The following is a 13,252-nucleotide window of genomic DNA, read 5'->3' as shown; positions in this document are numbered from 1 at the left end:
CTGACATCTCATGTTCATCGAGACCGAAGGCACCCCTAACCCCGCCACGTTGAAGTTCCTCCCGGGGCGCAACGTGATGGGGACTTCAACCGCGGACTTTGCCACCGCCGATGCCGCGCGTCGTAGTCCTTTGGCGGGCGCCCTGTTTGCGCTTCCCGGCATCTCGCGCGTGTTCCTGGGCGCCGACTTCATCACCGTCACCAAAACGGAAGACGAAGCTTGGCAGGAGCTGAAGCCCCAGGTGCTCGGTACGCTCATGGAGCACTTCGTCTCCGGCCGCCCAGCAGTGGAAACTGCGGCCATTACGGCCGAAGAGGATGTCTCGCCCGAGGATCAGGAGATTGTGGATCAGATCAAGGAGCTGCTCGACACCCGGGTGCGGCCCGCGGTCGCCAGCGACGGAGGCGACATCGTGTTCCACGGCTACCGGGATGGAGTTGTGAAGCTGCACATGCAGGGTGCCTGTAGTGGCTGCCCGTCTTCACGTGCGACGCTCAAGCATGGCATCGAGAACATGTTGCGCCACTACGTCCCGGAAGTGATCTCCGTGGAGCAGGTCGAACTCTAGCAGGCCGACGACGAGAGCCGGCTCCGACGCCCGCTAAGGAAACGGCTCGTGCATTGGGTGCACGAGCCGTTTTCGCATGTGTGGTAGGCCGAGTGTCGATGCCGCGATCCTACTGAAGCGCCAGATCGCTACAATCGACCGCTGTCAGCGGAGTGGCTTTCCCCTTCACGACTGCCGCCACCGGCCTGCAATCATCCACGATCTTCGTGGGCCCCGCGTCTTCGTGCGGCGGATGCGCGTAGAGCTTCATCGTTATGAGCTGGCCTTCATGCACCACCTCGACCGGCTTGCCGAGCGGCTGGATGATCCGTGCGAAATTGGGCAGCGGGGTGCGGTCGGCTTGCCCTACGCGCCCGAACATGACCCAGACCCGGCCGCCATTCTGCAGATGTTTGGCTGCCTGGAAGATGTCGATCGTCCAGTTCGACGCCGGGATCACCTGGCCGTGACGGCTGAGGAAGAAGTTCATCATGTAGACGGGCAACTGGTCGGGAACGAGGACGATATCGCCAGGCTGCATCAGCTTGACGAGGCTCGTGCCGGCAAGATCCCAGCGCGGCTTCGTCTCCGCGCGGTAGTAGGGCACGAGGTTGAATGTCGCCAGGACAACCATGGCCACGGCCACGCCGGTCTGCCAGCGACGCGGCAACTGATTGATCCCAAGGCCGACGAACACGAGGAAGGGCACCGAACTCCACAGAAGGTAGCGGGGCATCCAGAGAGGCTTGACGATCGAGATGAGCAGGATCGTGACGGGCGGGACGATGGCGACGATCGCGAGAGCCAGAAGGAGCGTGCGCGACCGCGCCTGACCCGGCTCGGAAGACGTTCCCTCCTTCCGCCAGGATCGCAGGCGAGCAAGCCCCAGAATTGCCAGGACGATGACGAGCGCGCCGAACCCCGGAATCGCCGCCGGAAACAGGTGGAAGTTGATCAGGCGGGACACGCGCATGAGGTAGAGCGAACCGAGCACCGAAAAGAAACTATGGAAGGTGATGCCTGGCACCCAGTTGGTGGCGTTGGTCATCTGGCCACCTGTGAACACATCCATGGCGCCAAACCAGGGCAGCGTGAAGACGAGGACGATCGCCTGGGCTGCTAGCCACCGCTTGAGGAAACGCCCACGGTTGACTGTCCTGTCCATAAGGATCGCGACCGCCGCCAGATTTGCTGAGATCAGCCAGAAGAACGCCGTGCTCAGAACGTTAAGCGCGCCAATCGTGCCCAGCGTGTAGATTAGCCAAGGGGCAAAACGCGCCCCGGAGGCTCGGAAGGGCAAGCTCGCACCGCGCGGGTCACGGGCCAACTCGACCAGCCCCAGGAAACCGATCGCCATCATAAGGATGACGAAGGTATAGGACCTCGCCTCCTGTCCATACTGAACCTGCAGCGGAGACAAGGCGAGCAGTAGCCCGGCCACGAGGCCCGCACGCCAGCCCCCCAATGTCCGGCCGATCAGAAACAAAACCCCGCAGGACGCGGCGCCGAACACGGCGGACGGCAGGCGCAGCGCGAATTCGCTCATGCTGTAATGGCCGAAGATCGCCGCGATGGCGAAGTAGGACGGCAGATGATGGGCGGCGAGACTGTTCGTCACCATGTCCCAGAACGGGAGGCTTGAGCGGGTGACGGTTGTCACCTCATCGAGCCAGAACGGCATATTGTCGATGCCGTAGAAGCGGGCGACGAAGCCCACAAGGCAAACAGCCCCAAACAGGACAGCCGTGACACGCGCCACCGGCTGGCCGGCTAACCAGGCTGACGTGCGGCTCGCTATTGTCGGGCGAGCAGTCTGAGGCGATACGGCGGACATGTTCTCTCCAAACGGGCATCGCTAATGGTAGTAGAGCGATGCTGGTCCGCGAATGCGGCGGATTTGCAGCTAGTTCAGTAAGCCGATTGTACGCATCGATACACAGAAGGCGAACGGCCTCGACGGTCGACGCTAGCGGCGCGCGCCAAGATCAGCCAGGAAACGGTCGCGCCAGGCGGAAAGACTGTTTCGACGCAGCGCCGTCATCATCTCGGCATGGCGCTCGCGTCGCTCGTCCAGCGACATGGAGAGAGCTTGCTCCAAGGCTTCCGCGACCTCATCCGGGTCATGCGGATTGACGAGCAGCGCAGACTTGAGTTCACAAGCCGCCCCGGCAAACTGCGACAGCACAAGCACGCCCGGATCGCGCGGATCCTGCGCCGCCACATACTCTTTGGCGACCAAGTTCATTCCGTCACGCATTGGCGTCACGAGGCCGACGTCGGCACGCGCAAACATCGGCATTAACGTCTGCCGCGCGAAGCCCTTGTTGAGGTAACGGACAGGTGTCCAATCAAGCTCGGAAAAGCGGCCGTTGATGCGTCCGGCCTCCCGTTCCAGACCGACCCGTATCTCACGGTACGATTCCACATCGCTGCGCGAAGGCGGCGCAATCTGCAGGAAGGTCACCGAGCCTCGGCGCTCCTCGTTGGCTTCGAGGAAGCGTTCATAGGCGAGGAAGCGCTCTGCGAGACCCTTCGAATAGTCGAGCCGGTCGACACTGATGATCAGCCTGCTGGCGCCAATCGAGGCGCGCAGGCGGCTCATCTGCGCGCAGTCAGCCAGCGGCTCAGCCTGGCGACGAATTTCCTCAGCCTGAACACCAATCGGGTAGACACCGGTCCGGACCACCCGTCCGAAAGCCATCAGTGCCCGGCCGGGCATGATATGACCGTCCGCCTCACGCAGGATGTAGTCCTCGAAGGCACGGCGATCGGGCTCGGTCTGGAAGCCGATGAGGTCGTACTGACAGAGCGAACGGGCAAGGTCGCTGTGGACGGGAAGCGTCATGAAGACGGCAGGCGCCGGGAAAGGCGTGTGAAGAAAAATGCCCAGACGATTGCTGGCGCCTGCCTCCCGCAGAGCCGCGGCAAGGCCGAACAGGTGGTAGTCGTGAACCCACACGACATCGTCGGGCTCCAGCTTGGCCGCGACAGCCGTCGCAAACATCCCGTTGACCCGCTGATAACCGGCGTAATCCGCGCGGGAGAAGCGGGCGAGTGCCGACCGGTAATGCAGGACAGGCCAGAGCGCCGAGTTTGCGAATCCGCGATAGTATGCGTCGTAATCCGGCTGCGCGAGATCGAGCGTCTGCAGTCGAACACGTCCCTTCTGACGCTCAGGCTGCAACCGGCTGCCGCCGTCCGCGATATCGCCACTCCAGCCGATCCAGAGGCCGCCTTTCTCACGCAGTGCGTCGAGCACCCCGGCCGCAAGCCCGCCCGCGGTCGGCTGCCCTTCCTCGATCGGCGCTACCCGGTTTGAGACGACGATCAGGCGCCCGGATTCGGCTGAAGCGGCAGTTATCCGCGGCATGCTCCCGCGAAGCTCGGAAAGAGCACGACCGAACATGGTCTCATCCATGGGCGCTGCTTCCTTGTGGAGGCGTCAGCCGCATCTGCGCCGAGGGCTCATGCTGCCCGAGACATCGGGATGACGTTCTGCCGCGACAGCAAATCGCGGAACGGCCCCGGCCGCGAGGAAAGCTCTTCGGGCGATCCATCGTCGATGACCGCACCCTGATCCATTACGACGATCCGGTCGAAATTTCGGAGAGTGGACAGCCGGTGGGCAATGGCGACCACTGTCCGGCCCTCCATCAGGATGTCGAGCGCCGCCTGGATAGCCTGCTCGGATTCCGTATCGAGAGCGGAGGTCGCCTCATCAAGCAGCAGAAGGGGCGCGTTTTTCAGGATCGCGCGGGCGATGGCAATGCGTTGCCTTTGGCCTCCGGACAGCTTGGTCCCCCGATCGCCGACGATCGTGTCGAAGCCTTCCGGCAGCGCCTCGATAAATTCGCGGCAGCGGGCAAGTTCGGCCGCTTCCAGCACTTCCGCCGTTGTCGCCGTCGGCCGGGCGTAACGGATATTTTCCAGCACCGACCGGTGGAAGAGCGAGATGTCCTGCGGCACGACCGCCATCCCCTGGCGCAGACTTTCCTGCGTGACGCGGCTGATGTCCTGCCCGTCGATGAGGATGCGGCCCTCGCCCGGATCATAGAAACGCTGCATCAGGCTCAGCATGGTGGACTTGCCGGCACCCGAGGAGCCGACGAGGCCGACACGCTCCCCCGCCTTGATCTGAAGATTGACCCCTTTGAGGATCTCGGGGCGCCCCGGATAGGCGAAGCGAACCTCCTCGAACGTCACGCCGCCCGCGGTCAGCAACAGCGGCCTCGCCTGAGGCGCGTCGGGCAGCGCATGCGGCAGCAACAGGGTCGCCGTCGCCTCTTCAAGGCGAGCCACGTGCTGGGTCAGATCGACCAGCGCGACGGCCAGATCACGCGTGCCATGTAGGATGGTGAAGCAAAGCGAGCCCACGAGCACGATGTCGCCGGCCGTTGCGTGACCCTGCCCCCAAAGGACGACCGCCCAAGCCATCACCCCAGCCGAGAAGAGCGCCGTTACGACAGCGTGAAGCAGACGCAGCTTTTCGAGGTATTTGAGGCTGTTGTGGCGCGCCTGCATCTCCTCGCCGATCGTGTCCGCAATTCGCTTCGACTCGCGAAACGTCGCTCCGAAAGCGCGAACGACGCCGATATTGCCGATGACATCGACAAGTTCACCATCGACCCGCGCGGCGGAGCCGGCATAGGTGCGGTGGAGCGGCCCTCCCCGGCGCGCCAGGAAAAAGATGACGATGGCAAGGCCCGCACTGATGGCGAACATCGTTCCCGCCATCACCGGGCTCACGGAAATGACGAGCGCAATCGAGAAAAACACGGCGACGACCGGCGGCAGAATGTTCCAGGCAAGCGTGTTCTCGGTTGTGAAAATGGCGTTGGCCGTCGCGGTTACGCGCCCTGCCAACGTGCCAGGCAGCCGATCCGCGAAGTAGCTCGGAGCGTGACCGGCCAGATGGTTGAAGAGGTCCCGCCGGACGTCGCCCGTCACTCTGACGAAAAGGCTGGCGGCAATCCAGCCACCGACCCGCCACATCAGATTGTCCGCGCCGATCAGGACGGCCAGAACGGCAAATGCGATCCAAACCTGGTGCACGGCGGCCGCCCCATGTCCATGCGAGATGGCATCGACGAGATCGCGCAATCCGTACTGCGTCAGCACGGAGCACAGCACGGCGACAAGTACTGCAGACAGAACCGCTACATGCGACCACACATGACGAGCCGCGAAATGCAACAGGAAGCGGATTGGCTTCCCGCGCAGCGTAAGCAGCGCTGCCGTCGTCTGTGCCGATGGCGCCTGCTCGGAGGCTGCCACACTTGCACGCTCACTACTAGAACGATTGAAACCGTGCATCGCCGTCACCCTCATTTCTGAGGACCAGTCAATTCACGGCTTCAACCGCTGACTAGCCCGCATGATCTCGTCACTCATTCTTGATTGCCAATCTGGTGCGCTGCAGTGCGGCGCAGGCATCACATCGGCTTGAAGGAACCTTAGTTTCAGATCGTAGCGGAAATAGGGCGCGTTTCGTCCAAGCGCCTATTTTTCAAGGCTTTAGTGCCGAGATTTCGCCACAATCGGTGCTGATGTTAGGGGTCATAGGTGACGCCTTAAGTCGGCGCCTGAGCAACCACGACTATCCCTTTCAAAATGCTGATTACGCCGCTGCGGTCTCCTAGAGCAGGGAGCGCCGGTTCCAGAGGAGTGTCTCGATGCGCATTGCACAAGTGTCTCCACTTTATGAAGCAGTGCCGCCGCGGCTCTACGGCGGCACCGAGCGCGTCGTGTCCTTCCTGACGGAGGAACTTGTGGCGATGGGCCACGACGTGACGCTCTTTGCCAGCGGCGATAGCCGCACCGCGGCGCGGCTAGAGCCGATGTGCGATGAGGCTCTACGGCTGGATCCCAACGTCCGCGACCGTATGGCGCCTCACATGAAGATGATGGAGATCATCCGGGACCGCGTGGACGAGTTCGACGTGATCCATTTCCACAACGACTACCTGCCTTTCTCGCTCTTCTCCCGGCAGGCGACGCCGTTCGTGACGACCATCCACGGGCGCCTCGATCTACCAGAGTTCGTCGACGTCTACGGCGCCTTTCCGAAGGTCCCCCTGGTTTCGATTTCCGACAGCCAGCGCGCTCCGGTACCCAATCTCAACTGGGTGCGGACCGTGCACCACGGCTTGCCGCCACACATCCTGACGCCCCGCAACGTCCGGCAGGACTACCTTGCGGTTCTTGGTCGCGTCTCACCCGAGAAGGGCGTGGACAAGGCGATCCACATCGCCGGGAAAGCCGGGCTGCGCGTGAAGATCGCGGCGAAAGTGGATGCCGCGGATGAAGAATACTTCGATATCGTCATAAAGCCGCTTCTGAAGCTTCCTCACGTCGAGTTTATCGGCGAGATCAACGAGATGCAGAAGCCGGACTTCCTGTCGGCCGCACATGCGCTGCTCTTCCCGATCGACTGGCCTGAGCCGTTCGGTCTGGTCATGATCGAATCCATGGCATGCGGCACGCCGGTGATCACCTTCGAGCGCGGTTCCGTGCCCGAGGTGATCGAAGACGGCTTGACCGGTTTTATCACTCGTGACGAAGCGGACGCGGTGCGCGCCGTGCATCGGCTTGGCGAGATCAGCCGTGATGCGGTGCGGGCCCGGTTTGAAGAGCGCTTCACCTCGCGCCGGATGGCGAAGGAATACTGCTCCCTGTACGAGGAGATGGTGGAACGCCCACGGACTGCTCAGCTGCGCGTTATCGCCGGCTAGTAGCTCAGGCATTCGTCCGGTTCTCCTTTTGAAGGGAGAGCCGCTAATAGAGAACGGCGACCGGCAACGGTCGCCGTTTTGCGCGAGGACGGTATGGGCATGATCCCGGTTGCGGCCGGCCTGGCGATCGACGAACGAAACTTGGAGGTTCGTTTTGTCCACGCCTCGGGCCCGGGCGGCCAAAACGTCAACAAGGTCTCTACAGCGGTCGAGTTGCGATTCGATTCCCGCCGCTGGGTTGAGATGCCGCCGGGTATGAGTGCTAGACTGACAGAATTGGCCGGCCAGCGGATGACGCAGGACGGCGTCATCGTGATCTTTGCCCAGAGCTTCCGGAGCCAAGCGCGCAATCGAGAGGATGCCATCGACCGGCTGGTCACTTTGCTGGCCGCCGCGGCCGTCACGCCGCGCAAACGACGCCCGACCCGGCCAACGCTCGGAAGCCAGAAACGTCGCCTGGATGGCAAAACCCGTCATGCCGGCATCAAGCGCATGCGCGGCAAACCCGCAGACGGTTGAGCAAGCTGAAGAGAGTCAGTGACCAGGTTCGCCCAGCGTAGAGAACCGGACGCCGCCTACCCAGGTATCAAGCACCGCGAGATCACGGCTTAGCAGCACGAGATCCGCCCGAAGGCCAGGCGCGATCCGCCCGCGATCGGGTAAGCGCATGAAGGCGGCCGGGTAGGTCGACGCCATGCGCAACGCCCGCTCGACGCCGAGACCGAGCATGCGGACAGCGTTCCGAACGGCAGTCGCCATATCGAGATCAGCGCCGGCTAAGGTCCCGTCCTCCCGTTCCAGCCGCCCGTTGCGGCGGAACATCTTTGCTCCGTAGAGCGCGAACGATTCTGCCGCAGTACCCAGAACCGGCATCGCATCCGTGACCAGAAGCATCCGCGCCTCCGGCCGCGCCGCAAGCGCCAGCCGGAGGGACGCCGGATGCACGTGCACGCCATCCACGATAAGGCCGCACCACGCCGTCTCATCGAGAAGAGCGGCTCCGACCGGACCCGGCTCCCGGCCCGCGATCGGGGGCATCGCGTTGTAGAGATGAGTGAAGCCGCGGAGGCCGAGGGAAAGCGACTCCGCCACCCGCTCCGCGCTGGCGGCGGTATGACCTGTACTCAGGATCACGCCGGCCGCCGCCATCTCGGCGATGAGTGTGTCCTCAACCTCTTCCGGCGCGAGGGTCACGAGCAGCGGAATGCGGCCGGCGAGCGCCCCGAGCCAAGCGGCATCGGCCGGCTCCATCCGCCTGATCAAGGCTGTACTGTGCACGCCCGGCCGCTTCAGACTGATAAAAGGTCCCTCGAGATGGACGCCCGCGACACCCGAATTCGGCAGGAGCCTGGCAGCTTCCGCAGCGGCGGCAGCCTTGTGCATGACCTCGGGCCGATCGGTGATCACCGTCGGCAACAGGGACGTTGTCCCGAACCGGCGATGCGCGGCCGCGATGGCGCAGGCAGCCTCCACGGTTGGGGTATCGTTGAACAGCACTCCGCCGCCACCATTGGCCTGAACGTCTACGAAACCCGGCGCGAGGATCGAACCGTTGGGGAGCCTTTCCTCGGCCAGCCTATCGTTGGCTGAGGCCGCGTCTGGGAGGATGTCGAGTATAAGACCATCATCGAGCACGAGGGCGACATCGTCACGCAGCCCCTCTTCCGTCAGAACGCGCGCGCCCCGCAGCAGGCGGCGGCTCATAAGCCCATCCTGTCGCGCATATGGCCCCATGCCAGACGCCCCCGGACCGCAAGCGGCCAAAGACCGTGGAGAGGGATCGGCTTGATGTCGGTAATCGGCATGTCCAGAGCCTCCGGCGGCTCACCGCTGATGCGCCGTGCGATGACGCCCCCCATTGCGGTCGCCATGGCAACGCCGCGACCATTGTAGCCCAAAGCCATGAGAACGTCAGGCTCCGGCTCATGCAGATGCGGGTAGTGATCCGCCGTCATGCCGAGCTGCCCGTTCCAGCCGTGGGTCCAGGCGACTGAATTCAAAGCCGGCCAGAGTTTCACGGCGTAGCGCTGAAGGTAGCGGAAACCTTCCGGCCCGCGCATATCCCGCAAGCTGCTGCGGCCGCCGATCAGAAGACGATTGGCGACATCGAGGCGGTAGTAGACTGTGACGGAGCCAAGCTCATACAGCACGCCACCGTTCGGCATGATCTGTCGAGCGACCGGATCCGGCAGCGGCTCCGTGGACGTGATACCGGACCACACCGGGACGATCGTCCGCTTAAGGTTCGGCCACAGATTGTCTGTATAGCCGTTGGTTCCGATGATGAGCCTGTCCGCGACGACAGAGCCGTTGGGCGTACACACCCGCCAAGCTCCATCGGAGGTGCGCGAAAGCTGCACCACCGGGCTCCGGCCATAGAGACGGGCGCCGGCGGCAATCGCCGCATTGGCCAAGCCACGCACATAGCCGAGGGGATTGACCGAACCGCCACAGGGGTCCCGCAGTATTCCCCGATAGCGGCGATGTCCGGTGGCCGCAAACGCATCCTCGGCGTCGAGGAGATCGGCTGCCATACCGAGTGCCGCATACTGCGCTGATAGACGTGTCAGATCGTTCAACGTCTTGGAGGTGGTCGCGGCCCGCAATGTCCCCGTTTGCCGAGCCTCGCACTGAAGCTGGTAACGCTCGACGAGGCGGAAAAGCGCGTCCGGGGCCGCATATGAAAAATGGACCATGCGACGGCCGAACTCGCCGAAGTCGCGCTCTACCTGGTCTGGGTCTGGCTTGAAACCGGGATTGATCTGGCCGCCATTCCGGGCAGATGCACCCCAGCCCGGTTCATGGGCCTCGAGCAAAAGAACATCAAAGCCGAGTTCCGCCAGGTGAAGGGCGGAGGAGAGACCGGTAATGCCGCCGCCGATGATCGCGATGCCCGCACGAAGGTCCCCTGCGAGCCGATCGAGATCCAGGGGTGGGATTGCCGTTTCGGCATAGAGGCTGGGCGGTAGAGGCTTGGCGGCACGGGCAGACATGCTAGGCACATCCCTGTTTCGGAATGAGCCTAGCCTGCTCAACTGATTACGCAACAGGTCGGGCATCGAGATCGCATGGGCGGCAGCTAGGCAGAATTACGCGCATCGAAAACGGGGACATTTGAAGACGCGCCGCCCGACGGCGTCACGTCAAGCGGCATCATGACGAACGGAGTCGCTAGAAGATCTTGCCGTGATTGATGATCGTAATCGTCGTGATTTCGGTGCCGTCAGTAAGTGTAATCACATCGTTGCCGTTGACGACGGCTTCCGGCGGCGGGTTTTTGAGCGAGTAGCCATAATCGCTGCTGAAAGCGAACGTATCATTGCTGGTGAAGCCGGATATCGTTTCGGATCCGCCACCATGACCTGCGACGAAGGCAAAAACATCGTGTCCATTGCCGCCGACGATCGACGAGGACCCGCTGCCGCCCACTACGGTATCGGCGCCCCCGGTCTGGCTGAGCGACGCGACCAGAGACCCTGAATTGCTAAGCGGATTAGTGGCAACCTCTGCTCCGGCCGAATCGGTCAGGCTGATGTTGGTGGTTCCGGACGGACCCGCAACGGCCACGCTGCCCGCCCCTGATACCGTGAAGTTGCTCGTGCCAGTTCCACCGATCAACGTCGTGTTTGCGCCCGAGGCCGTCGCTGCCATATCGCCGGCACCGCCGACGACCGACGAATTATTGCCTGTAGAGATGAACGTGCTCAGGCCAGTATCTGCGCCGTACAGAGTATCGGCTCCGGCCGCGGTGATCGTGTCGCCCGAAGCGGCAAAAACCTTCGCACTGGGAAGGGTAGTGACGGTCAGGCTCGAATTGATCGCAGTGGAGTAAACGATAGTCGCGTTCGCGAACGTCGCGGTGATATTCATTCCGCCCACAGAAACGGGGCCGGCAGTGCCGAAGGCGCCGCTGGTAGTGTCCACCGAGAACATCGCACCGCTTGCGGTAATCGCGTTGAACGCGACACTTGCTGACGTCCCCGGCGTGAACTGCGACATCACGCTGGAGCCATTGATGGTCGTTGTGCCGCTCATCGTTGTCCTTTCATCATGAGGCCAAGACAAGCCCCTGTGCAACCCGTCCGGCCGCTCGTTAAGCGGACGTTAACCTTAAGAAAGGTTTATCCGGGCCGATGGTGCACAGCAACAAGAAATTAAGCATTTTGTTTCGCATTCCGAAAAAACCTTCCGGAGGAGGTATTTTGGGTCTCGGAAGTTATTAATGTTATACTCCTTCGGTGGGGCGGCTTAGCGCCTCTCTCCCGTTTGGCGTCGCACCTGAGGTGATCCCGCTCACCCGTCTGGCCAGTAGGCCAGGGTGCTTGGTCCCACCTCTCCCTTGACGAGGGGCAGTCTGGTATTCCCTTTCATTCTGGAATTCGCTCAAGGGGAAGCGCATGTATCTCGGGATCGACCTCGGCACCTCCGGCATCAAGGCCGTGCTGGTGGACGAGACGGAAACCGTCCGGGCCAGTCACACGGAACCGCTCGAAATCTCCAGACCAAATCCAGGCTGGAGCGAGCAGACCCCTCAGGATTGGTGGGAAGCGACGCTTCGGGCACTTGATGCGCTGGCGAAGATCCATCCCTCCGAGATGAGCCAGGTGCAGGGCATCGGCCTCTCGGGCCAGATGCATGGGGCCGTTTTTCTGAACACCGCCGGCGAACCGCTCCGCCCAGCCATACTTTGGAACGACACGCGTTCCGAACTCGAATGCCGGGAGTTGGAGGATGCCCTCCCTGCACTTCGGCAAATTGCTGGCAATCCCGCCATGCCAGGCTTCACCGCGCCGAAGGTGCTCTGGGTACGCAAGCACGAGCCTGAAGTATTCCGGCAAATCGCGACGGTTCTGTTGCCAAAGGCCTATCTCCGATACCGCCTGACAGGTGAAATGATCGAAGAGATGTCGGACGCATCCGGCACGCTTTGGCTCGACGTCGGCGCGCGCGCGTGGTCGGAGGCGGCGCTCGAGGCCACGGGGCTCTCGCTCAAGAATATGCCTCGGCTGGTTGAAGGCAGCGAGCCTGCCGGCCGGCTGACGGACGCTCTCAGACGCCGCTGGGGCATGGTGGCCGCCCCTGTGGTGGCCGGTGGCGCCGGTGACAACGCCGCGGGTGCCGTTGGCCTTGGAGCTATTCGGCCCGGCAGCGCCTTCCTTTCGCTCGGCACATCGGGCGTCCTGTGGGCAACGACGGATCGCTTCCGACCCAATCCCGAGGCGACCGTGCACGCGTTTTGTCACGCTCTCCCCGGGCTGTGGCATCAGATGGGGGTGACCCTGTCGGCTGCCGCCTGTCTCGCCTGGTGGAGCGATGTTGTGCGGGAGAAGGAGTCCTTGTTGCTTCAGGGCCTGCCTGAAGCACCGTCGGCACCATCCGCGGCTACCTTCCTGCCCTATCTCTCCGGCGAAAGAACCCCGCATAACGACGGTGCCATTCGGGGCGCCTTTGTTGGCATTTCGGCGGATACGGGGCGCGTCGCCCTGACGCAGGCCGTCCTGGAAGGCGTCGCGTTCTCCTTTCGCGACTGTCTGGATGCGTTGCGCTCGGCAGGCACGGTCATTACTGAAGCCGATGTCATCGGCGGCGGCTCCCGGAGCAATACCTGGATCGCGATCTTAGCGTCAGTCCTGGGTATAACGCTCTACCGGCTTGCCGATGGCGAACATGGAGGAGCCTTTGGCGCCGCGCGTCTCGCCCGCCTAGCGGCAACGGGAGAAGACCCGGCAAAGCTATGCACCCCTCCAAGGCGATTGGCCGCAATCACGCCTGTTCCTGCGCTGCAACAGGCCTATGAAGAGCGATTGAAACAGTATCGAGCGCTGTATCCAGCCCTGCGCGCCGCCCTTCGTTAACCTGTGGCATATTGGCCACAGGGACTAGTTGTTGCGGCAGCCGCGATCCAATCACTTGAACTAATCGGGGTCATCCCATTTTCGAGGGCAGCAACCATTGCCCGCCAAGCAGGGCAGGG

Annotated in this window: 10 protein-coding genes; 4 read left to right on the top strand and 6 right to left on the bottom strand. The window is 62.9% G+C overall.

What is annotated here, in order from left to right:
* Positions 1-10: 10 nt before the first annotated feature.
* A complete protein-coding gene (locus ACOEQ1_RS01095) occupies positions 11-568 on the top strand; it encodes a NifU family protein (protein ID WP_419757391.1) in 558 nt (185 codons plus the stop codon).
* 109 nt (positions 569-677) lie between these two features.
* Here the strand turns inward: ACOEQ1_RS01095 and ACOEQ1_RS01090 are convergent, their stop codons facing one another.
* From ACOEQ1_RS01090 to ACOEQ1_RS01080, 3 genes are all read right to left on the bottom strand, one after another.
* Positions 678-2,381 (bottom strand): glycosyltransferase family 39 protein, encoded by a 1,704-nt coding sequence (locus ACOEQ1_RS01090; RefSeq protein WP_419757390.1) that lies wholly within the window; start codon positions 2,379-2,381, stop codon positions 678-680.
* A gap of 132 nt (positions 2,382-2,513) precedes the next feature.
* Entirely contained in the window at positions 2,514-3,965 is a 1,452-nt protein-coding gene (locus tag ACOEQ1_RS01085) for an alpha,alpha-trehalose-phosphate synthase (UDP-forming) (RefSeq protein ID WP_419757389.1), read from the bottom strand.
* Positions 3,966-4,012: 47 nt separating this feature from the next.
* A complete protein-coding gene (locus tag ACOEQ1_RS01080) occupies positions 4,013-5,860 on the bottom strand; it encodes an ABC transporter ATP-binding protein (RefSeq protein WP_419757388.1) in 1,848 nt (615 codons plus the stop codon).
* A 359-nt stretch (positions 5,861-6,219) separates the two neighbouring features.
* Here ACOEQ1_RS01080 and ACOEQ1_RS01075 point away from each other — a divergent pair, with 359 nt between their 5' ends.
* Together ACOEQ1_RS01075 and arfB are read left to right on the top strand one after the other, a co-directional pair.
* On the top strand, positions 6,220-7,278 hold the full coding sequence (locus tag ACOEQ1_RS01075; RefSeq protein ID WP_419757387.1) for a glycosyltransferase family 4 protein: 1,059 nt from the start codon (positions 6,220-6,222) through the stop codon (positions 7,276-7,278).
* A gap of 99 nt (positions 7,279-7,377) precedes the next feature.
* A complete protein-coding gene (gene arfB, locus ACOEQ1_RS01070) occupies positions 7,378-7,797 on the top strand; it encodes an alternative ribosome rescue aminoacyl-tRNA hydrolase ArfB (protein ID WP_419757386.1) in 420 nt (139 codons plus the stop codon).
* Positions 7,798-7,812: 15 nt separating this feature from the next.
* On the opposite strand, the gene nagA is transcribed toward arfB, so the two are convergent.
* The 3 genes from nagA to ACOEQ1_RS01055 all read right to left on the bottom strand — a co-directional run bounded on the left by nagA (position 7,813) and on the right by ACOEQ1_RS01055 (position 11,313).
* Positions 7,813-8,982: an N-acetylglucosamine-6-phosphate deacetylase gene (gene nagA, locus ACOEQ1_RS01065; RefSeq protein ID WP_419757385.1), complete on the bottom strand. Its 1,170-nt coding sequence runs from the start codon at positions 8,980-8,982 to the stop codon at positions 7,813-7,815.
* Positions 8,979-10,271: an NAD(P)/FAD-dependent oxidoreductase gene (locus ACOEQ1_RS01060; protein WP_419757384.1), complete on the bottom strand. Its 1,293-nt coding sequence runs from the start codon at positions 10,269-10,271 to the stop codon at positions 8,979-8,981. The genes nagA and ACOEQ1_RS01060 overlap by 4 nt, the downstream gene beginning before the upstream one ends.
* A 178-nt stretch (positions 10,272-10,449) precedes the next feature.
* A complete protein-coding gene (locus ACOEQ1_RS01055; RefSeq protein WP_419757383.1) occupies positions 10,450-11,313 on the bottom strand; it encodes a hypothetical protein in 864 nt (287 codons plus the stop codon).
* A 362-nt stretch (positions 11,314-11,675) separates the two neighbouring features.
* On the opposite strand from ACOEQ1_RS01055, the gene xylB reads away from it, so the two are divergent.
* Entirely contained in the window at positions 11,676-13,133 is a 1,458-nt protein-coding gene (xylB, locus tag ACOEQ1_RS01050; protein ID WP_419757382.1) for a xylulokinase, read from the top strand.
* Positions 13,134-13,252 lie beyond the last annotated feature (119 nt).

The organism is Acidisoma sp. (assembly GCF_965199065.1).
Classification (GTDB): Bacteria; Pseudomonadota; Alphaproteobacteria; order Acetobacterales; family Acetobacteraceae; genus Acidisoma.
This window is presented reverse-complemented; position numbering and strand designations above follow the sequence as displayed.

Excerpts from the sequence above, each read along its gene's own strand:
- xylB (WP_419757382.1), top strand. The coding sequence starts at position 11,676 with ATGTATCTCGGGATCGACCTCGGCACCTCCGGCATCAAGGCCGTGCTG.
- ACOEQ1_RS01085 (WP_419757389.1), bottom strand. The coding sequence starts at position 3,965 with ATGGATGAGACCATGTTCGGTCGTGCTCTTTCCGAGCTTCGCGGGAGC.
- ACOEQ1_RS01095 (WP_419757391.1), top strand. The coding sequence starts at position 11 with ATGTTCATCGAGACCGAAGGCACCCCTAACCCCGCCACGTTGAAGTTC.
- ACOEQ1_RS01075 (WP_419757387.1), top strand. The coding sequence starts at position 6,220 with ATGCGCATTGCACAAGTGTCTCCACTTTATGAAGCAGTGCCGCCGCGG.
- ACOEQ1_RS01080 (WP_419757388.1), bottom strand. The coding sequence starts at position 5,860 with ATGCACGGTTTCAATCGTTCTAGTAGTGAGCGTGCAAGTGTGGCAGCC.
- ACOEQ1_RS01060 (WP_419757384.1), bottom strand. The coding sequence starts at position 10,271 with ATGTCTGCCCGTGCCGCCAAGCCTCTACCGCCCAGCCTCTATGCCGAA.
- arfB (WP_419757386.1), top strand. The coding sequence starts at position 7,378 with ATGATCCCGGTTGCGGCCGGCCTGGCGATCGACGAACGAAACTTGGAG.
- ACOEQ1_RS01055 (WP_419757383.1), bottom strand. The coding sequence starts at position 11,313 with ATGAGCGGCACAACGACCATCAATGGCTCCAGCGTGATGTCGCAGTTC.
- ACOEQ1_RS01090 (WP_419757390.1), bottom strand. The coding sequence starts at position 2,381 with ATGTCCGCCGTATCGCCTCAGACTGCTCGCCCGACAATAGCGAGCCGC.
- nagA (WP_419757385.1), bottom strand. The coding sequence starts at position 8,982 with ATGAGCCGCCGCCTGCTGCGGGGCGCGCGCGTTCTGACGGAAGAGGGG.